Raw genomic sequence first — 21,649 nt, 5'->3', positions numbered from 1 at the left:
GAAGACACAATGCTTTATATTTATTGTCCACACTGCGGCGAACACCGCGACGAACAAGAATTTCACTATGCAGGCGAGGCGTATATTGTGCGTCCCGCCAATCCTGATGAAGCGACAGATGAAGCGTGGGGCGACTACGTCTTTTTCCGTGATAACCCCAAGGGTTGGACGTGGGAACAGTGGTCGCACGGCGCAGGCTGCCACAAATTTATCGCGGTCAAGCGCCACAACGTCAGCAATGAAATCGCCGCAACTTACACCATGCAAGACGGCAAAGTCGCTTGGCAACAAGAACAGCAGGAGGCGCAGTCATGAGTGCAAAACGCATCCACAAACCGTCAACGCGGGTTGATTACGGCAAGCGTCTGACCTTTACCTTTGACGGCGAAACCTATCAGGGACTGGTCGGTGATACGCTGGCTTCGGCACTGTTGGTCAACGGTGTGCAGGAACTGGCGAGCAGCTACAAATACGGCCGTCCACGCGGCATCATGGCCGCCGGTTCGGAAGAACCCAATGCCTTGTTGCAACTCGAAACCGGCGCGTACAGCACGCCGAACGTCAAGGCGACACAGGCGGAATTATACGATGGCCTGTATGCGCGGCGTACAACCGGCACATCAGGCGGTTTTGATACCAAGCGCTTGCTCGGCAAATTGGGCAAAAACCTGATGCCGGCCGGCTTTTACAGCAAGACATTCAAATGGCCGCGCAAATTGTGGCCGTATTATGAAAACGTGATTCGTGGCTTTGCCGGATTCGGCTATGCGCCGACCAAGCGCGATGAAGAATGGTACGACCATCTGCATCATCACGTTGACGTGCTGGTGATTGGCGGCGGCTTGAGTGGTCTGCTTGCGGCAAAAGCGGCGGCAGAAGCGGGGTGCAAAACCTTGCTCGTGGACGAGCAACAAGAATTGGGCGGTTGGCTGCTCAGCGATGCACAAGCGAAATTTGACGGACAAAGCGCGGTGGAATACCTCGACAAGCTGCTTGCCGAACTGGCGCAGCTCGACAACCTGACGTTGTTATCGCGCACCACGGCCTTTGCCAAGCACGACCACAATCTCGTGCAGGCGGTGGAACTGGTACAAGACCATCTGCCATTGGCGGCGCGTGCAGCCAATCAGCCGCGCCAGCGCTTGCACAAGATTCGTGCCAAACAAATTCTGCTCGCCAGCGGTGCAATTGAGCGCCCGTTGGTGTTTGGCAATAACGACTTGCCGGGGGTATTTACCCTGTCGGCAGTGCAAACTTATCTCAACCGCTACGGCGTGTTGCTCGGCGGGTCGGTATTGGTGTGTGGCAGTCATGACGGCATTTACGAGGCCGTGCGGGATTTGGCGGCCGCAGGCGCACAAGTAACGGTTGCCGATGTGCGACCAGATGCGCAAGCACCAGCTGATTTGCCTGCGGCAGTGCGTGTGTTCAGTGGTTACGGCATTGCGCAAGTCGAGGGCAGCAAAGCAGTTAAAGGCGCGCTATTGCGTCACGTCAGTAACGGACAAAGCGAGCAAGTCGCGGTTGATGTGGTCTGTTCGAGTGGTGGCCTGACCCCGACTGTGCATCTGTATTGCCACGATACCAGCCGTCCGCAGTGGTCGGATGCGGCGATGAGTTTTGTCATTCCCGATAAGTTTGCCGACAGCAAACAAGGCATTTGCGGCATTGGTGCAGTGACGGGGCATTTTCATTGGGCGGACACCCTCGCGCAAGTACAGCAAAGCACCCAAGCAGCCCTTGCCGCGTTGGATAAAAACGCTACGGTGAGCGTACCGCAGACTGCAGCGTTTAACGGCAATGCACCTGCGATGGCAGTGCGTCTTGATGACGGTCAGCCGGAAGGCCACGGTGCAAAAGCGTTTGTTGATTACCAGAATGACGTGACCGCCGCCGACATCGAACTGGCGGTACGCGAGAATTACCACAATATCGAACACGTCAAGCGCTACACTGCGTTTGGCTTTGGTACTGACCAAGGCAAGCTGACCAGCGTCAACAGCTTCATGCTCACCGCCAAGGCGCTGAATGTGCCGGTTAGCGACATTAGCACCACGACTTATCGTCCGGCTTATACGCCGGTCAGCTTTGGCGTGCTCGCTGGCAGTATGCAGGGCAATACCTTTGCCCCTGAACGTACTACCTCGATTCATCCGGCACACGTTGCCGCCGGTGCGCCGATGGAAGTGGTCGGGCAGTGGTGGCGGCCGTGGTACTTCCCGAAAAATGGCGAGGACATGCACGCGGCGGTCAAGCGTGAATGCGCAGCCGCGCGTGACAGCGTCGCGGTGATGGATGCAACCACGCTGGGCAAAATTCAGGTTGACGGCAAAGACGCGCGTGAATTCCTGAACCGTATTTACAGTAATGCGTGGCTCAAGCTTGCACCGGGCAAATGCCGCTACGGTTTGATGCTCGATGAAAACGGCATGGTGATGGACGATGGTGTCACCGCGTGTATCAGCGACAATCAGTTCCACATGACCACGACCACGGGCGGCGCGGCACGTGTGCTGGATTGGCTCGAACAGTGGCACCAAACCGAATGGCCGGAGCTCGATGTGTGGTTGACCTCGGTCACTGACCACTGGGCAACCGTGGCTGTGGTCGGGCCAAACTCGCGCAAGGTGTTGCAAGCATTGTGTGACGACATCGACTTTGACCCCGAAACGTTCAAATTCATGGACTGGCGTGCGGGCACGGTTGCCGCTTTGCCGGCGCGGGTATTCCGTATCAGTTTCTCGGGCGAGATGGCATTTGAAATCAACGTTGAAGCCGGTTACGGTGAATACCTGTGGGGCAAGGTGATGGAAGCCGGCGCGCCGTACAATATCACCCCGTATGGCACGGAAACCATGCACGTTCTGCGTGCGGAAAAAGGCTTCATCATCGCAGGGCAAGACACTGACGGCTCGGTATCACCGATTGATCTCGGCATGGGTTGGGCAGTGGGCATGAAAAAGCCGTTTTCCTTCCTCGGCCGCCGTTCGCTGTCGCGCAGTGATACAGCCAAAGAGGGGCGAAAACAGTTTGTCGGACTGCTCACCGAAGACCCGCAAACCGTGCTGGTCGAAGGCGCACAAATCATGGAGCGCGAACAGCCGTTGCCGAAAACAGGCGCAGGTGAAACACCAATTTTGCCACTGGGGCACGTTACTTCAAGCTATTACAGCGCATTTTTGGGGCGCAGTATTGCCTTGGCATTGGTGCGCGATGGTGTGAACCGCGATGGCAGCACCGTGTATGCCTACGCAGACGGCAACATCATTCCGGCTAAAGTCAGCAAAAGCACCATCTTTGTAGACCCGAAAGGAGAGCGTCAGCATGGATAATATGAAACAACATTGGGTTACACCGCTGACGCATCAAATCAGCGCGTGGACAGAAGCACAAGGCACAAGCGGTAATGCGGGCTTGAATGTCTGCGAATGGCCGCAGACGGGTTACATCATCGTGCGCGGACACGGCAACGACAGCGCGTTTACCAGTGCTGCTGGGAAAGCCCTCGGCGTGACATGGCCAACCGCTGCGCGCAGCAGTGCCAAAAACGACAAAGTGCGCGTATTGTGGCTGTCGCCTGATGAGTGGGCGGTGATTTGTGCCTATGACGACAAAGCGCAATATCTCGCCGCTTTGCAGCAGGCGGTGGGAAACGTATCGGCACAAGTGGTTGATAACAGTGGTGGCGTGACCGCACTGGTGTTGTCGGGCGCAGACGTAAATACGGTTTTGCGTCATCTCACCCCATACGATGTCGAAAGTATGAAAGTCGGTGATTGTGTCGGTACCGTGGTCAGTCAGGCACATGTCTTGTTGCACCGCTGTGATGATGCACAGTACGACATCATCATCCGTCGCAGCTTCGCCGATTACGTGTGGAAACTCCTGGTCAAAGCCGCGCGTCCGTACGGGATGCGCGTTGTATAATACCGCGCTTTTTTTGCCATGAGTCGCCATGATCAGCATCTTTGAAATGTTCAAAATTGGTATCGGTCCGTCGAGTTCGCATACTGTCGGACCGATGAAAGCGGGGCGCTTGTTTGTGCAAGCGCTCAAGGATGCCGGTGTCTATGAGCAAACCGTACGTTTCAAGGCTAATGTCTATGGTTCGCTGTCCTACACCGGACGCGGACACGGCACAGACCATGCAATTATCGCAGGGCTGGCCGGTGAAGCACCGGAAACGGTCGATACCGATGCCATGCCGCAGATGATTGCGCATATCCTGCAATATGGCGAAATTCCACAGCCGGATCGCGATTCAGTGGCGTTCGATTATGATGCGGATTTTGTCTTTCACAAGGACAATTTGCCGTTGCATGAAAACGGCATGATTTTGCAGGCGTTTGACCATGACGAAAACAAGCTGTTTGAAAAGGCGTATTACTCGATTGGCGGTGGTTTTATTGTTGATGAAGCGCACTTTAGTGAAAGTGCGCGTGAAGTATCGCATCCCGTGCCTTACCCGTATCAAAGTGCCAAGGATTTAATGGCGCACTGTGCCGAACACAATCTGCGCCTTTCGACCATTACCCTGCGCAATGAAGCAGCGCTGCGTTCAGAGCAGGAAGTGCGCGATTATTGCGTGAAAGTGTGGCAGGTGATGCAGGCGTGTATCCGCCGCGGCTTGGATAACGAAGGCGTATTACCGGGTAAATTACGTATTCCGCGCCGTGCGCCGCAATTGCGGCAGCAGCTTGAAGATAGCGGTCAGCACTTTGAGCAAGATCCGATGCGGATTATCGATTGGTTGAACATGATTGCGATGGCAGTCAATGAAGAAAACGCTGCCGGTGGGCGAGTCGTCACTGCGCCAACCAATGGCGCGTGCGGTATCGTGCCAGCAGTACTGGCATATTACGACCGCTTTATCCATCCGCTCACCGATGATCAGGTAGTGCGCTATCTGCTGGTGTGTAGCTCAATCGGCAGCCTGTACAAAATGAATGCGTCTATTTCGGGTGCAGAAGTTGGTTGCCAGGGTGAGATTGGCGTGGCGTGTTCGATGGCTGCAGGTGGTTTGACCGACTTGCAGGGCGGTACAGCCTCACAGGTGTGTGAAGCGGCGGAAATTGCCATGGAACATCACCTTGGCCTGACCTGCGATCCAGTTGGCGGGCAGGTGCAAGTACCGTGCATCGAGCGCAATGCAGTGTCGTCAGTGAAGGCGGTCAACGCCGCACGCATGGCACTAATGCGCAAAAGCAAACCGGTGGTGACGCTCGATGAAGTCATTAAAACCATGTACGAAACCGGCAAGGACATGAGCCTCAAATACCGCGAGACTTCTACCGGGGGGCTTGCGTTACATGTGCTGTGTTAGCATTTACTGCATGATGCACAGCTGCGATAGTGCAGTTAAGTAAACCCAAGAAATATTCTGGTGATCATATTTTGGTTGGTTTTTGTATGGATTCCAATAGTATTTCACTTTACTTTCGCTAAATGTATGAATAACTTGTTGCTACGCAGCAGTTTATTCTGTAAAATCCCGCGGTTTTGTCGCTTAGACTACTATTTGGAGAACATATATCATGAAGAAAGATATCCACCCTAATTATCGCCCAGTTGTATTTCAAGACGCTGCAGCTGATTTTTCCTTTTTAACAAAGTCAACTGTTGAAACAAATGACACTATCAAGTGGGAAGACGGCGAAGAATATCCTGTTGTTCGCGTTGATATTAGCAGTAAGTCACACCCTTTCTATACTGGTAAGCAGAATATTGTCGACAGCGCTGGTCGTGTTGATCGCTTCCGTCGCAAATACGGCAAAAAATAAACATATTCACTTGACCTTACTAACTGGTTAGGCTACTTTGATCAGCGTTTTAATGCGTTATCAAAGGAGCACCAATGAGCGATCGTTCGATCAAACTAGTCACTAGTAAAGAAGAAAATCAAGAAATTGAATTGCCGATTCTAGAGCCAACTTTGGGTCGTCCTGTTATCGATATCGCAGGGTTGCCTAAAGCTGGCTTTTTTACACATGATCCGGGCTTTGCTGTTACTTCTAGCTGTGAAAGTAAAATTACTTTTATCGATGGCATGGAAGGCAAGCTTCTTTACCGCGGCTATCCTATTGAGAATGTTGCTGACAAGCTTTCATTCGTTGACACCGCTTATCTGCTCTATCATGGCGAAGTGCCAACTGAAGAACAAAGCGCTGAATATCTAGAACAGATTAAGCACTATCGTATGCTCAATGAGCGGGTTCACCGTTTTTTTGATGGTTTCCACTACGATGCACATCCGATGTCTATGTTGATGAGCTTGGTTGGGTCACTGTCAGCTTTTTATCCTTGTGCTTCAGATATTCAGCATGCGGATGCCCGTTATGTCACAGCACTGCGTCTTTTGGCGAAAATGCCTATGATTGCAGCTGGGACTTACCGTAAAAGACACGGTTTGCCTTTACTCTATCCAAGACACGATGAAGGCTATACAGAAAGCTTCCTGCGGATGACTTTCGAGAAGCCGGGGCAGGACTATCAAGTAGATGAACTGGCTGTTAAAGCAATTGATCAATTGTTTATTTTGCACGCTGATCATGAGCAGAATGCTTCAACTTCCACTGTAAGACTTGCCGGCAGTACAGGCACTAATCCTTATGCAGCAATAGCATCAGGTATAGCTGCATTGTGGGGGCCAGCACATGGTGGCGCTAATGAAGCTGTGCTGGATATGCTTGAAGAGATTGGCGATGTTAAAAATATCTCTAAGTATATTGATAAGGCAAAAGATAAAGACGATCCATTTAAGTTGATGGGCTTTGGTCACCGCGTTTACCGTAACTACGACCCTCGCGCCAAAATTATTCAAAAAGTTTGCTATGATATCCTGGATCGCTATGGTAATGATCCACGTATGGAACTCGCACGCAAATTGGAAGAAGCTGCGCTGAAAGACGACTACTTCATAGAACGTAAGCTTTATCCGAATGTTGATTTTTATTCTGGAATTATCTACAGTGCTCTTGGTATTCCTAAAAATATGTTCACAGTTCTGTTCGCAGTTGCAAGAACAGCAGGTTGGATAGCTCACTGGAATGAAATGATTGAGACTGGGTATAGAATCGGTCGCCCAAGACAGCTTTATACTGGACATGCAGAGCGCACGATTTCTTGATTGCTCGACTCAGGTTTTGATTTATGCAGGATGCTTCAAGGAGATGTAATGCTCGGGTCATCAAATACAATGCTCGCTGTTGATATTGGTCAGTTCAGTGTTAAGAGCGTGCAAGGTAAATTTAAGAGTAATATTAAGTTTACTGGGAAAAATGGAAATTATGTATTGAGGCAAAAATCTCAAATTCAAAACGAGGAACAAGAGAATGATGTACATCATTCTCTTGTTCCTCTTTCTTCGAAAAAGTCAGATATTTTTACAGCTGTTGCTTTGTCTGATGTAATTACGAGAGAAATAGAAATTGGAAGAGAAATTTCGGCCTTTGAAAGGGAGAGCGCAATTGAGGTTGAATTGAGCGAATTGTTGCCTTTTTCTCTTGATCAGGTTTATTTTGATTTTAAAGAGATAGAATCGGATGGGGAGGAAACTTCTGGAATTCGTTATTTAGTAGCAACTTCTCGACGTGATATTGTTGACCCACTTACAGACTCAATTTTTTCTTTTGAAAAATTTGATAGAAAGAGAAATCAAATCAACGTTGATGTGGATGCTTATGCATTGGGTCGACTGATTAATTCAATTTATAGTGAAGAAGTTCAGGATGGAACAGTCCTTTTGATTGATATTGCTCATGAGCGTAGTCGATATTACTTCTATAGTAGTAAGGGGCTGATTTTTAATAGAGAGCAACAAATAGGTGGCAAATACGCGACTGAAAGTATTGCCGAGATATATGATTTAAATTTTGAAGATGCTCAGCTTCTGAAACATCGCGATGAGCATGATAGTGAATTTATAGAGCTCGTTGTCAAACCTTTTGCTGCAGCTTTTGCCGAGCAACTTAATTTGGTTATTGATTTCTTTGAGGCTTCTGGTAAGGCGGATAAAGATATAACTAAGGTAGTTTTGATTGGTGGTGGTGCTTGTCTTAATAGTTTTATTGATGAGTTACAGTCTCTAATTAGTCTGGTAGTTGAAATGATAGATTTGTCAATAGTATGGTCTGGGGGTAATCCTGAAAATCAAGATTGGAAAACCCTTTCGGCGAACTATGCGTTAGCAATTAGTTTGTTGACAGATGGAGATCAATAATGATTATTAGATTTAACCTCCAGCCTTGGCGTGAAGTTGCACGTCAAAAGCAAAAAAAGAATTTTATAGCTGTTACGGTGGGTGTCTTTTTGTTGACTGCAGCTTTTATTGGTCTTAACTATTATGTTGAACAAAATTATATAGATGAGCAAGAGCAAACTAAAGATTATTTGAAAAATCAGATTGCACAGCTTCAGTCAGCAAAAAAACAAGTTGATAGTATTAAGCTTTTAATTGATGAAATAAACAAACAAATCCAAGCAATCGAACTATTACAATCTCAGCGTGGCACTGCATTGAAAATAATGGATTATCTGGCAAAAAATACTCCGTCAGAAGTTTTTCTTAATCATATTTCTTTTGATGGTGCAGAGCTTGAAATTGAAGGGGTTGCCGAAAATGATGCTGGTGTAGCTGATTTTATGCGGATATTGCAATCAAATGAGCTATTGAATACAGTAACTCTTCGTGGTGGTGGTATTCAAACTGCGAAGTCTACAGCGCGTTATGAGGTTAATCCTAATTCAGAGACAAAATCCTTTAATGTCGCTGCAAGTCTTAAAGCTTATGGGGGAGATGTTGATGAAGCTCGTTAAACCTTCTCAGCTTGATCGGAGTAATCCAGGTACATGGCCTATCTATTACCAAATATTGGTTTGGGTGGTGGTGGCTGGTCTTGTGTGGTTTCTTTATAATCGTTTCTTTAGAGAAGAACTTATACAAACCCAAAGTGATAATAGTAGTGAGATAATTCGGTTGCAAGGTGATTACCGCACATTGTATCAATTTAGCTTGGATCTACCTTTATACAAAGATAAAAAAAATGAATTAACAGATAAACTTTATTCTCTATTAGAGTTTTTACCTGCTGAAACCGAGATGCCTAATCTAATCGATGAAACTTATAAAGCAGCGTATGAAAGTGAAATAAATTTTTCTGAGTTTAAGCCTGAAACCAGTATAGTAAAACAATATTATGATATTGAGCCTATATCACTCAGTACAAATACAAACTTTGTTAATTTTGCACATTTCGTGGAATCTATTGGTGAATTGCCTAGGATTTTGAATGTCCGGCGCTTCGATATAGGAATTGCTAGTCAAAATGTCGATCAGCTTAAGATTTCTAGTGATCTTGAAACCTATATTTATAACCAAGATATTAGTAAATTGGTTGGAGAGACCGAAGGTGGCAAGCGATGAATAAGTGTCAACCGCAATCTTTCATGGTAGTTATGTGTATTTTTACTCTTAGCACGGGTTTCACTGATTTCTTTGTTAAAGAAAATGTATACGAAAAAACTCAAAATGTAATAAGTGACATACAGAAGACAACCTTACCTAGCGTAGAAATAACTGGCTTTGAAAGTAAAGAGTTGTCTGAATATAAGCCTTATCACTTTGTAAGCGATGATAGTGACCCTTTTAGTGTTAAGGCATTCGTAGAAGAAGTCGGGAGAATACAATCTGCAGAAAATTCTGATTCTTGCGAAGGGGATGAGTGTGGCGATGGTCCACCTGCACCACATGCTCCTTTTTTTCTAGAAAATTATAGTTTAGATCAGCTGGCAATGACAGGTACATTATCAAGCCCAACTAAGGGTAAAATAGCTCTGATTATGACACCTGATTCTGGTATCGTTAATGCAGCTGTTGGAGAATATATCGGTCGGCAAAATGGCTTGATTATCGCGATAAACCGCGAAGTAATGATTATTCAAGAAAAGTATCGTACTGCACAGGGATGGCAGAATCGTAATGCGTCATTACCGCTCATAAGGAACTAGGTTACTCAAATGAAAAAATTAAGTTTAGGATTTTTAATTGCATTGCAGTGTAATGTGTATGCGGCATCAATTAATGGTGTCTCTTCGGGTTTTACACAAAATGGTAAGTATGAACTGGTGTTTGAAAATGTCGGTAAAATGCCTAGAGCGTTTACTACTGCTAATCCGTATGCGATTGTTTTAGATTTTGCAGAAACTGATTCTTCCCTCAAAGAGCGAGAAATTAATATTGCAGCTAATGGAATATATGATGTCGATGTGATTGAAGGAGAAGGAAGAACAAGGGTAGTTGTAAACTTAGTTGCAGCAAGAAACTACAATATTCAAAGTCGCGGCCGCGATATTGTATTGACTTTTGATGATATTGGTCGAGTTGATACAGTAGCATCTGTACCAGAAAATAAATCAGGATCGATCTCCCACAATAGTGGCGCATTATTTAATAGCTTTTCTAGGGAGGGGGGGCAAGGTACAAAATCAAGTCAAGTTAGTAAAACACTTATTAATCAAACTACCGACGTGACTCCAACTTTAATTAGACAGCCCGAAATAGCTACCAATGATCAAGTTGCTAGGGGAGTTCCTACATCCCCTCTACAGCAAGCTGTACTTGATCCTGTATATACACAAAAAAAAGGTGGAGTAGGCTTGTTATCTTTTGCGTTACCTAAATCTATCAGTAATGTAAATGTTCGACAAGATGGGAACAAAGTCATTGCTTATTTAGATGGTTTTTATGTAACAAAGGCTGATCAAAAGCGAATGGAAGTGGGATCTTATGCTACACCAGTCGATAATATAGATATTTATCGATCAGCACGAGGTACAGAGTTGGTATTGAATATTAAGCGTAATATTGCATTTGAATACGCTTCTTACCAAAATGGTGATGTCTACACAATTGAAGTAAAACCTGAGGTTTCAGATAATAGCTTGCAAAAACAAGTAGACGAACTGCAAGGTTTTAGTCCAACAAAGCGCTATCGTGGTGCTCCTCTGTCTTTGAATTTCCAAGATATTGAAGTTAGAGCTGTCTTGCAGATTATTGCAGAGTTTACAAATAACAACATTGTTGTCAGTGATGCAGTCACGGGGAATATTACTCTTCGACTTGATAGTGTACCTTGGGATCAAGCGCTAGATATTATTCTTAAGACCAAAGGTCTTGGTATGCGTGAAAATGGCTCAGTCATTTATATTGCACCAGCATCTGAATTAGATCAGCGTGAATTAAATGCTCTCAAAGTCATTCAGGAGCGTGATCAGCTTGTACCTGCTAGAACTGAATTAATTCAGATTAAATATGCTAACGCTGCAGAAATTGCAACTATATTAGAAGGTGCTCGGGCCAGAGGTAGTGGTGATAGAGCTTCTTTTGTACAGGATTCCATTTTGTCGGCCAAGGGAACAGTAAGTGTTGATAAAAGAACTAATACTTTATTGATTAGTGATATTCCTAGTAAGTTGCAAGCGGCAAGAGACCTTATAGCGAAATTAGATGAGCCAGTGCGTCAAGTTTTAGTTGATGCAAGGCTGGTTCTAACAACAGATAACTTTACACGAGATCTGGGAGCAAGATTTGGTTTGACTTTTTTTAATTCCAAAAATGGTCGTTTGATAAGCGGTAGTGGTAGCTCTGAAGGCGCATATGGCTTGGGTGAGAGTGTTCATAATGCTATAGTTGATAGTGCCAAAGGTAAGGATGCCACTATTGAAATCCCTGGCTTGTCAAATAGGCTTGGAGTTAATATGCCTGTGGCTGGTAGTAGTTATGGACTTGCTATCCTTGGCGCAGATTTTCTTGTTGATTTGGAACTTTCAGCCTTGCAAACAGAAGGGAAAGCAGAAATTATTTCTAGTCCAAGGGTTGTTACTCAAGATGGGAAGCAAGCTCGTATTGCTTCAGGGCAACAAATTCCTTATGAAACAGTGTCGGGGGATGGGACTCAGGTTCAGTTTCAAAATGCTGAGCTTTCGTTAGATGTTACACCAAGAATTGCACCGGATAATAGGGTAGATCTATTGTTGAATGTGACAAATGATAAGCCTGATCCTTCAATTAGATCTACAGCTGGTAATGTTGGTATAACAACAAATCATCTGGAAACCAATGTGTTAGTTGATAATGGTGAAACAATTGTTTTAGGTGGTGTATATCAACAAGAGCAGAGTTTGAGTACTAACAAAGTACCACTTTTAGGAGATTTACCTATAATTGGTAATGCTTTCAAAACTACGAATAAGCGATACAACAAAAGTGAGCTTTTGATCTTTGTAACACCAAGAATTATCGATAACAATTTATCGGATTATGATAAGTTCAGTAACTTGCGTAACTAAATTTTGATTCATATAATCTTATTTTCAGCCCCACTTTGTGGGGCTTTATTTTGTGAGGATAACCATGCGCTATGAACCCGTAATTGGGCTGGAATTGCATATTCAGCTAGACACTAACAGTAAATTATTTTCTTCTTCGCCTAATCACTTTGGGCAGGAAGCTAATGAAAATTCAAATGAACTTGATCTAGGTTACCCAGGTGTTTTGCCAGTTTTAAATGAACAGGCTGTTTGCTATGCAGCACAGTTTGGTCGTGCTATTGGTGCACATATAAATCCTCATGCTTTTTTTATGCGGAAAAACTATTTCTATCCTGACTTGCCAAAAGGCTATCAAATCAGTCAGCTTGATGATGCCATTATTCAAGGTGGTGAAGTGAGGCTCGAAGTAGATGGCGTAGAAAGAGTTGTCCGGATTAATCGAGGACAGCTTGAGGAGGATGCAGGGAAGTCTGTCCATGATATTTTTTCAGATCGTACCGGAATAGACCTGAATCGCGCTGGTGTGCCCTTGATTGAGTTGGTATCAGAACCCGACATGCGCAGTGCTAAAGAAGCAGTTGCTTTTATGCGCCACATTCACCAGCTTGTACGTTATTTAGGTATTAGTGATGGAAATATGCAGGAGGGTTCATTTCGATGTGATGCAAACGTATCGTTACGCGAAAAGGGAAGTAGTGAACTCAATTCACGTGTCGAACTAAAAAATATCAACTCATTCCGTTTTGTAGAACAAGCGATAAATATCGAAATAGAACGTCAAAGTGATGTAATGGATGCTGGTGGACGTGTTGAACAGGAAACTCGGCTGTATGATGCAGAAAAACAGGAAACACGCACAATGCGGACAAAAGAAGAAGCAAACGATTATCGCTACTTCCCTGACCCTGATCTGCTACCTCTTGACCTAACTGAGGAATTTCTTGAGGATATTTTCCGCAAAATGCCCGAATTGCCTAATGCACGTAAAGAGCGCTTGATGAAGGAGCATGGACTCGATGCTGAAAGTGCGCAATATCTTGTTCAAGACGTTAAAACAGCTGATTACTTTGATGCGCTGACTAATAAGATCAATGATGGTAGATTGGCTGCAAATTGGATTCAAGGTGAGTTAGCACGCTTGCTTAAAGAACAACAGACCACCATTGATGCCTCTCCTATAGATAGCGATGTGCTTGCAACATTATTGCAGCGTGTCCAGGATGGTACTATTTCAGCGAGTAGTGGAAAAAAACTACTTCCTTTGATGTGGGCGCAGACTTGTAGCGTTGATGAACTGATAGAGCAGCATGGGTTAAAGCAAGTTAATGACGATGGTCAGCTTCAGTTATGGGTAGAAGAAGTTCTAAAGAGTAATCCAGCACAAGTTGAGGCCTATCGTAATGGACAAGAGAAAATGCTTGGTTTTTTTGTAGGACAAGTTCTGAAACGATCTAAAGGCCAAGCAAATCCAAAGTCAGTCAGCGAGTTACTCTTGCAATCGTTGAAGCCATAAAGTAGTCAATGAAATAAGTGTTATTTGTGCCCCATAAACAATAAACATTCCCATTAAAATTGAGTTTACTGTTTCTATAGTGCATAATGTCGCCAATGTTAACTAAAGGAAAGGTAAGAATGATGAAGAAAACATTCCAACGCATTGCGCTAGTCGCAGCTATTGGTTTTGCTACTGGTTCTGTATTCGCAAAGGTAGAGCCTTCAGCTGTACTTAATACTTATGCTGAAATCGCCCAAGAAAACTATACTGATGCGCTTAAAGACGCTAAAGCATTACAAAAAGCTATCCACGCTTTTACTCAGTCTCCTACAGAGCAAACGTTAAATGAAGCTAAGCAGTCTTGGCTGAATTCTCGTGAGAGCTATGGTGAAACTGAAATTTTCCGTCTTTCAGAAGGCCCTATTGATGCTGAAGAAGGCTGGGTTGCTGAGGCATACGGTGCACTGGAAGGTCAGATCAATGCATGGCCACTTGATGAAAATCTGATTGATTACACTATTGATGCTGATGGCAATAAAACTGGCGATAACATCATTGATTCTACTGGTGAGTTCACGCCTGGTGGAGAAGAGCCTGAAGCGGTCAATATTGACGTGATTGATGTTGATACAATTACAGCGCTGAATGAAAATGGTGGGGAAGCTAACGTAACTTCTGGTTACCACGCCATTGAATTCTTGTTGTGGGGTCAGGATCAGGATTATGCGAACTTCATTGAAGATAATGTGACTCATGGTGCATTGGTTGCAGGTCAGCGTCCACTGACTGACTTTACTGAAGATGAGTTTGCACAACGTCGTCTCGATTATCTCAATGCAGCTGCTGACAAGCTGGTTCAAGATCTTGAAACTGTCAGCAGTGCATGGGCTGATAAAATAGAAGGCAATACTGGTCTTTACCGCGCAGCTTTGTTGGGTGAGTTACAAGGTGACAATGCAGATAAGAATATTGCTCCAGAAGAAGCTCTGCGCAATATCTTTGCTGGTATGGGTACATTCATCAAGTCAGAATTAGCTAATGAGCGTATTGCTGTAGCTGTTCTTACACCAAGTGAAGAAGATGAGCACAGCTGCTTCTCTGACAATACTCACCGTGATATTGCTCAAAACTATGCTGGATTCAAGAATGTCTTGATGGGCAAGTATCTCAATAAAGAAGTTGGTCCATCACCATTTGATGCACTTTCTGAAGCGGATCAAAAAGAAGTCACGGCTTTGATGGATGATATTGAAGCGCGTATTGCTAAAGTCAATGAATTGGCTGAGAGCACTATGCACTTTGACCATCAGATCGCACCGCAAAATGAAGAAAGCGTTAATAACATTGTTGCACTTAAGAACCAGTTGCGTAAGCTAGGCGACAAGATGGTATTGGTTGCACAAGCGTTTGATGTGTCTTTGAATGAAGACGATGTCACAGATCCTGAAGAAACCAAGATCTAAAGTGGCGCGACATAGATCGCTACAAATCGCCTCGACTGTACGCAGTCGGGGCGATCTGCTATTTAGTATCGGAAAAATATTGTGTTTTTCACTGGCGTGCTTGTGTGTTCTTTTATTAAATATTACCTATGCATCCAGCGTAGTGCAATCGTCAGAATCTGAGTTAGAGCAAGAATCTGATGTAGTGATATTTCGAGATGATTATTTTATAGACGCTTCCCATCAACAACCATTTAAGCAAAAATTGGATGGGCTGGACGATGCCGATCTTGATCAATTCATCCTGGGGCGATCTTTCTTCTCTGTTCCCTGGGTTGTGGCGCCAAGCGCAACAACAGCCAGAGATGGTTTGGGGCCTCTTTTTAATGCAAATACATGTACAAGCTGCCACGTAGATAATGGTGCGGGTATTGCCTTAGCTGATAATGGCCAACCATTGAGAGCGTTGACATTTAAATTGGCTCAACCAGCCAAGCAAGGTCAGCGTGAAAAAGAGTCTCTCATTAATTATGGTGATCCTGTGTATGGCCGACAGGTTGCGATTAATGGCAATGGTAAAGTAGCGCCAGAAGCACTAACCAGGCTGAAGCACCATAAGAAGATTGTTACGTTTCCTGATGGAGAGATAAAGGAACTCACTTTTTTTGAACCTTATCTCGAGAATATGAATTATGGGCCATTGGATACGGAAACTCAATTTGCACTGCGTCAGGCTCCGGCACTTGCTGGTATGAATTTAATCAGCAAGACCGATCCAGAGGTTATTTTAGCCTATGCAGATCCTGATGATGTTGATGGGGATGGTATCTCTGGTCGTCCTAATTGGGTTTATGATATCGCAGCACAAGAGATGCGTTTAGGAAAATATGGTTGGAAAGCATCGCAGCCTACAGTTGTTCAGCAAACAGCAGATGCTGCTGCTCATGATATGGGGCTTACAAACCCTTTATTTCCTGAAGAACTTTGTACCCCCGCACAGACTGATTGTCTTGATGCTCCACGAGGACGGCCTACAGCTTTTGGAATATTGGATTTACCACAACAGCGCTTAGACGCTATTGCTTTTTATGTCACTTCTTTTAAAGCACCACATCCTGTGACATTTAGTGAGCAGGCAAAACAAGGATACAGTTTATTTACATCTATAGGCTGCAGTAGTTGCCATCGTGCACAGTTGACCACAAAAGATGGTATTAAATTTGCTCCGTATAGTGATTTTTTATTGCATGATATGGGTGAAGAACTGGCAGATGGACGACCAGAATACTTGGCACAAACAACTGAATGGAGAACAGCACCACTGTGGGGCGTAGGTGCTCGGGTTAGACAAAAACAAAGATTTCTTCATGATGCGCGCGCTGCAGATCCTTTGGAAGCCATTTTGTGGCATGGGGGTGAAGCTGATCAGGTCAAACAACGCTTTATGGCTCTCGATCGTGTGCAACGAGAAGCCTTGCTGACCTTTTTGGAGGCATTATGATGAGATGCGTTGGTATTGTCTTTCACGTCATTGAGCTGCATTTACCCAAATTGGTCATGATAAATGCAAAGATGGAATATATAATCTTTGTGTGGAACTGTAATTTCAGTGGTAAAAGTTGTGAATAGAGGGCCATTGTCTTATTTGCTCGATCCTGGTGAACGGTTATTTTGGGGTTATTTACTTACCTCGATAATCTTGGCCTTGGTGTTGACACTGATACAGCAAAAACGCCTGCCAAGTTATGGCGCGCTAAAACAGTGGATTCGGCATAAAGATACGACACTGGATGTGAAATATTTTTTTGTTAGCTGGCTGATTAAGGTTTTTGTGATTGCACCATTAATCCTTTCGGTACAAGCAGTTACTATGTTTGTTTACCATCTGGGAACAGGTTGGATTAAGCCAATATCATATCCACTTGCCTATGAATGGATCGTTTTTCTCTATACGGTATCGCTTTTTGTTTTCAGCGACTTTACGCGTTATTGGTTACATCGCTGGCTACATACAAATCGCTTTTTGTGGGCATTTCACAAAGTGCATCACTCACCTGAAATCCTGAATCCACTGAGTTTTTATCGCGTGCACCCAGTAGAAAATATCTTATTCGGCTTACGCTATGCTATCAGTGCTGGTTTTGTCACGGGTATATTTGTTGTTTTATTTGGTGCTCGATTTAATTTATTTACTATTTTGGGCGTAAATGGATTCGCGGTACTGTTTTCAGCTTTAGGTGCAAATTTAAGGCATTCACCAGTTCGTTTGTCATATGGCCGTTGCTTGGAACATATTTTTATTTCACCAGCACAGCATCAAATACACCATAGTACTCGGCATATGCATCATAATTTTGGTGGTTATTTGGCCATTTGGGATTGGATGTTTGGTAGCCTCAGGTGTAATCACGAAGTTGAAAGCACAATGGCTTTGGGCTTAGGGCGAGGACAACACCAAAAATATGATACTATATCAAAAATACTAATCTATCCGTTCAAAGAAAGCGGTCGACTTTTAAGTCGAAATGCCAGGAGGCGATCATGCAAAAAATCCTCACCCTCATCCTCTTCTCATACTGTAGCTCCACCGCGTTAGCTGTAGAATTAAGCGAAGCTGAATTGGGTAAGCTATTCTTTTTTGATCCAAATCTTTCTTTGAACCGAACGCAGTCGTGTAGTACGTGCCATGACCCCGGTCGTGCTTTTACCGATGGGCGGGAAACACCTGCGCATGGCATCGTATCTTTAGGTGATAATGATCACTCTTTTGGTAACCGCAATGCTCCTACGGCGGCTTATGCCAATACTTCTCCGCCATTTCATTTTGATGAAGCATTAGGTGAATATGTTGGTGGTCAATTTTGGGATGGACGTGCGACGACACTTGCAGATCAAGCCGCTGGACCACCATTGAACCCGGTAGAAATGAATATGGTGAGTGATGCAACTGTCATTGAGCGTGTTCTGGAAAATCCTGTCTATAAAGAGGCTATGGCAAAGCTTTATGGCAAGGATCTATTTGATCAGGGACCTCAGGCGGTATTTAAGGCAATGACGCAATCTATCCAAGCGTTCGAGGAAACGGACACTTTCTCTACCTACGATAGTAAATATGACAAATTTTTACGTGGTGAGTATGAATTAACTGTCTTGGAAGACTTAGGGAGAACGCTCTTTTTCTCCCAAGCCAATATCAATTGTTCCGAATGCCACAAGCTGATGGCTGAAGATAGTAAACAAGAACCTTTTACCAACCACCAATACCGTAATATTGGTGTGCCATCCAACCCTGATTTAATCAAAATAGCTCAGCTAGACAGCGATTATATCGACCATGGATTATTGGAAAACCCGGCAGTCGATGATGAAAAATACGATGGTAAATTCAAAGTGCCAACCTTGCGTAATGTCGCAGTTACTGGACCCTATATGCATAACGGTATTTTTGCTGATTTACGTACCGTAGTTGAGTTCTATGATAAATACAATAATACTGATCGAAAAATCAATCCTGAAACAGGTAAGCCATGGCGTGAACCTGAAGTGCCTGGCACTATTGATCTGGATGAGTTACACGCCATTAAAATGAGTGACCGCAAGATTGATGCGTTGGTCGCATTTATGGAAACACTTACTGATGAGCGCTATGAGCATTTGTTGGAAGAAAAGAAAGCAGCAAAGAAAGCGCAATAATTTATTGTAAATATATGGTTAAATAAATCATTTTCATAGGTGGCTCTATCAAATAGTATTCCAGTAGTAGTACAAACCATAAAAAATTAATCTCGTGATTTTACGTTGTTGTTTAGCTATGTTGAGTTAAGCAGTGTATAATATGCGCCTTTTGACCAAGCCAGAGGCTTATCGCGTGAGCATGAATAACGACGTATCCAAAATCCGTAACATCGCCATAGTGGCGCACGTTGACCACGGTAAAACAACATTGGTGGATCAGCTTTTCCGCCAATCAGACACCCTCGCTGAACGAGCAGAGGTTTATGACCGCATGATGGATTCTATGGATCTCGAACGTGAACGCGGTATTACCATCATGGCGAAGAATACAGCCATTCGCTGGAAAGACTACCAGATCAATATTGTTGATACCCCAGGACACGCTGACTTCGGCGGCGAAGTAGAGCGCGTATTGTCAATGGTTGACTGTGTATTATTGCTCGTCGATGCTATGGATGGGCCAATGCCGCAGACGCGCTTTGTGACCCAGAAAGCCTTTGATCTTGGTTTGAAGCCAATTGTTGTTATCAACAAAATTGATCGCCCAGGTGCTCGTGCAGATTGGGTTCTTGATGAAACTTTTGATCTTTTTGATCGCCTTGGCGCAACCGATGAGCAGTTGGACTTCCCAATTATTTATGCATCTGGTCTGAATGGCTATGCTGGCGACAACCCAGATATCCGTGAAGGTGACATGACGCCATTGTTTGAAGCAATTGTTGAGCATGTTCAGCCACCACAAGTAGATCGTGAAGGGCCTTTCCGTATGCAGGTTAGTTCTCTGTCATACTCTAGCTATACTGGTGTTATCGGCGTCGGCCGTGTAGAACGTGGCACGATCAAAACCAATACGCCGGTTAAAATTATTGGCCGTGAAGGCGCAGTTCGCAGTGGCCGTGTTTTGCAAATTTTCAAGTTTCTTGGCCTGGAAAAAGTGGAAGCTGATAGTGCGGCAGCTGGTGATATTATTTCTTTCACTGGTATCGATCCACTCTATATTTCAGATACTTTATGCGATCCTAATGAAGTTGAGGCGTTGCCTAGTCTTTCAGTAGATGAGCCAACGATGAGTATGACTTTCCAAGTCAATACTTCTCCATTTGCTGGTCGTGAAGGTAAGTTCGTGACCAGTCGCCAGATTAAAGAGCGTCTTGATCGCGAGCTGATCCACAACGTAGCATTGCAAGTTCAAGAAATGGATGATCCTGACAAGTTCAAAGTATCTGGTCGTGGTGAGCTTCACTTGTCAATCCTGATTGAGACCATGCGCCGTGAAGGTTATGAATTGGGTGTTTCACGCCCTGAAGTTATCTTCAAGGAAGTTGATGGTGAAACCCATGAACCCTATGAAATCGTCGTTCTTGATATTGATGAGCAGCATCAAGGCAGCATCATGGAGCGTATGGGTGAGCGTAAAGGTGAAATGCAGAATATGGTGCCGGATGGCAAAGGCCGTATTCGCCTTGAGTATATTATCCCAACCCGTGGCTTGATTGGTTTTCAAACTGAATTTATGACCTTGACTTCTGGCAGTGGCTTGAAATTCCAAACTTTTGATCATTACGGCCCAATGAAGCAAGGCCTTGGCAAGACGCGCCACAATGGTGTTTTGATTGCTATGGGCGAGGGTAAAGCACTGGCGTATGCTTTGTTTAACCTGCAAGACCGTGGTCGTCTGTTCATTGGTCATGGTGAAGATGTATACGAAGGAATGGTCATCGGTATTCATAGTCGTGACAACGATTTGACCGTTAACCCCCTCAAAGCAAAACAGCTGACTAATATTCGTGCCGCTGGTACTGATGAGAACTTGATCTTGACGCCACCTATCCGTAATACGCTTGAGCAGGCACTCGAATTCATCGATGAAGATGAATTAGTCGAAGTCACGCCTAAGTCGATTCGTATCCGTAAGAAATTCCTGAAAGAACATGAGCGCAAGCGTGCCAGTAAAAAATAATATGTTATTAGTTTCCTCTAATAATTGAATTGTTGTAAGAACCCACCAAAACTCGGTGGGTTCTTTACATTAAGTGGCGTCTATTATTTTTCTGGTGATATAATCAAGGAAGCTAAATAGCCGAGAAGTAAAATGAAAAAACTACTGATCATAATTCTGTTGGTTGCAGCAGTTTATCCCTATGCTAGTAACTATTATCGGGAACATTATGAGAATCGAGGTAGTGCAAATTACGATAATATTACCGATCTGGTCAAAGATTTGAACAGTAGCCTTCCACGCCAGCAGGGCTTGCTGAATTTTACGGGAGCAGTTGTAGCTACCGGATCTATTATCCTACTTGTCAGTGATAATTTTGCTGGAGGTGGAGAAATTACCAAGAATGAAGCACAAGATCGTATTAATACATGGACGCCTTTTCTTATCGATAAAACTTGTCGAGACAAGGTGCTTTCTGGCGCTTTAGAAAATGGTTTGGTAAATAATGTTTATTACCAATTTAAAGCGGCAAATGGCAATATAAATTATGGGAAGGTAGTTGTTGCGCCAGAAATGTGTTGGTAGGAATTAATCTTGATTTAGGCTTGTTAAAATTTTCGGTAATTTCTGGTGTGGTGAGCGGTTTTAGTGCCTGATTCATCATCATTGCTATGTTAAAATGACGCGTTTTAACACGGTTTGGCAAGCATA

The 21,649-nt window shown here is 44.4% G+C and carries 18 protein-coding genes; all 18 read left to right on the top strand.

Annotation, left to right across the window (positions count from 1 at the left end; genetic code table 11):
• Nucleotides 1-9: 9 nt before the first annotated feature.
• The 18 genes from KRX19_06455 to KRX19_06370 all read left to right on the top strand — a co-directional run bounded on the left by KRX19_06455 (nt 10) and on the right by KRX19_06370 (nt 21,523).
• Nucleotides 10-315 (top strand): sarcosine oxidase subunit delta, encoded by a 306-nt coding sequence (locus KRX19_06455; GenBank protein MBV7434667.1) that lies wholly within the window; start codon nt 10-12, stop codon nt 313-315.
• Nucleotides 312-3,332: a sarcosine oxidase subunit alpha family protein gene (locus KRX19_06450; GenBank protein MBV7434666.1), complete on the top strand. Its 3,021-nt coding sequence runs from the start codon at nt 312-314 to the stop codon at nt 3,330-3,332. The genes KRX19_06455 and KRX19_06450 overlap by 4 nt, the downstream gene beginning before the upstream one ends.
• Nucleotides 3,325-3,927, top strand: coding sequence for a hypothetical protein (locus tag KRX19_06445; protein MBV7434665.1), 603 nt, complete (start codon nt 3,325-3,327; stop codon nt 3,925-3,927). The genes KRX19_06450 and KRX19_06445 overlap by 8 nt, the downstream gene beginning before the upstream one ends.
• Before the next feature lie 28 nt (nt 3,928-3,955).
• Nucleotides 3,956-5,323 carry an L-serine ammonia-lyase gene (locus KRX19_06440; GenBank protein ID MBV7434664.1) on the top strand — a complete coding sequence of 456 codons (1,368 nt, stop codon included), beginning with the start codon at nt 3,956-3,958 and terminating at the stop codon, nt 5,321-5,323.
• A gap of 211 nt (nt 5,324-5,534) precedes the next feature.
• The gene (locus tag KRX19_06435) at nt 5,535-5,780 is read left to right on the top strand and encodes a type B 50S ribosomal protein L31 (GenBank protein ID MBV7434663.1); all 246 of its coding nucleotides are present in this window, start codon (nt 5,535-5,537) and stop codon (nt 5,778-5,780) included.
• Between the two features lie 74 nt (nt 5,781-5,854).
• The gene (locus KRX19_06430) at nt 5,855-7,126 is read left to right on the top strand and encodes a citrate synthase (protein MBV7434662.1); all 1,272 of its coding nucleotides are present in this window, start codon (nt 5,855-5,857) and stop codon (nt 7,124-7,126) included.
• A 48-nt stretch (nt 7,127-7,174) separates the two neighbouring features.
• The gene (locus tag KRX19_06425; GenBank protein MBV7434661.1) at nt 7,175-8,218 is read left to right on the top strand and encodes a pilus assembly protein PilM; all 1,044 of its coding nucleotides are present in this window, start codon (nt 7,175-7,177) and stop codon (nt 8,216-8,218) included.
• A complete protein-coding gene (locus KRX19_06420) occupies nt 8,218-8,814 on the top strand; it encodes a PilN domain-containing protein (GenBank protein ID MBV7434660.1) in 597 nt (198 codons plus the stop codon). The genes KRX19_06425 and KRX19_06420 overlap by 1 nt, the downstream gene beginning before the upstream one ends.
• Complete coding sequence (locus tag KRX19_06415; protein ID MBV7434659.1) at nt 8,801-9,421, top strand: type 4a pilus biogenesis protein PilO; 621 nt, start codon at nt 8,801-8,803, stop codon at nt 9,419-9,421. The genes KRX19_06420 and KRX19_06415 overlap by 14 nt, the downstream gene beginning before the upstream one ends.
• Complete coding sequence (locus KRX19_06410) at nt 9,418-10,005, top strand: pilus assembly protein PilP (GenBank protein MBV7434658.1); 588 nt, start codon at nt 9,418-9,420, stop codon at nt 10,003-10,005. The genes KRX19_06415 and KRX19_06410 overlap by 4 nt, the downstream gene beginning before the upstream one ends.
• A gap of 9 nt (nt 10,006-10,014) precedes the next feature.
• Nucleotides 10,015-12,345 (top strand): type IV pilus secretin PilQ, encoded by a 2,331-nt coding sequence (pilQ, locus tag KRX19_06405; protein MBV7434657.1) that lies wholly within the window; start codon nt 10,015-10,017, stop codon nt 12,343-12,345.
• A 64-nt stretch (nt 12,346-12,409) separates the two neighbouring features.
• Entirely contained in the window at nt 12,410-13,840 is a 1,431-nt protein-coding gene (gene gatB, locus KRX19_06400) for an Asp-tRNA(Asn)/Glu-tRNA(Gln) amidotransferase subunit GatB (GenBank protein ID MBV7434656.1), read from the top strand.
• 119 nt (nt 13,841-13,959) lie between these two features.
• Nucleotides 13,960-15,285: a hypothetical protein gene (locus KRX19_06395; GenBank protein ID MBV7434655.1), complete on the top strand. Its 1,326-nt coding sequence runs from the start codon at nt 13,960-13,962 to the stop codon at nt 15,283-15,285.
• Entirely contained in the window at nt 15,245-16,765 is a 1,521-nt protein-coding gene (locus tag KRX19_06390; protein MBV7434654.1) for a hypothetical protein, read from the top strand. The genes KRX19_06395 and KRX19_06390 overlap by 41 nt, the downstream gene beginning before the upstream one ends.
• 135 nt (nt 16,766-16,900) lie before the next feature.
• The gene (locus KRX19_06385) at nt 16,901-17,860 is read left to right on the top strand and encodes a sterol desaturase family protein (protein ID MBV7434653.1); all 960 of its coding nucleotides are present in this window, start codon (nt 16,901-16,903) and stop codon (nt 17,858-17,860) included.
• Complete coding sequence (locus tag KRX19_06380; protein ID MBV7434652.1) at nt 17,806-18,957, top strand: hypothetical protein; 1,152 nt, start codon at nt 17,806-17,808, stop codon at nt 18,955-18,957. Before KRX19_06385 ends, KRX19_06380 begins: the two co-directional genes overlap by 55 nt.
• Nucleotides 18,958-19,138: 181 nt before the next feature.
• Nucleotides 19,139-20,959 (top strand): translational GTPase TypA, encoded by a 1,821-nt coding sequence (gene typA, locus KRX19_06375; GenBank protein ID MBV7434651.1) that lies wholly within the window; start codon nt 19,139-19,141, stop codon nt 20,957-20,959.
• A gap of 132 nt (nt 20,960-21,091) precedes the next feature.
• Nucleotides 21,092-21,523: a hypothetical protein gene (locus KRX19_06370; protein MBV7434650.1), complete on the top strand. Its 432-nt coding sequence runs from the start codon at nt 21,092-21,094 to the stop codon at nt 21,521-21,523.
• Nucleotides 21,524-21,649: the final 126 nt, after the last annotated feature.

The sequence above is a fragment of the Cardiobacteriaceae bacterium TAE3-ERU3 genome (assembly GCA_019218315.1).
Classification (GTDB): Bacteria; Pseudomonadota; Gammaproteobacteria; order Cardiobacteriales; family Cardiobacteriaceae; genus JAHUUI01.
The sequence above is the reverse complement of the archived record's forward strand: the minus strand, read 5'-3'. Positions and strand labels throughout refer to the sequence as shown.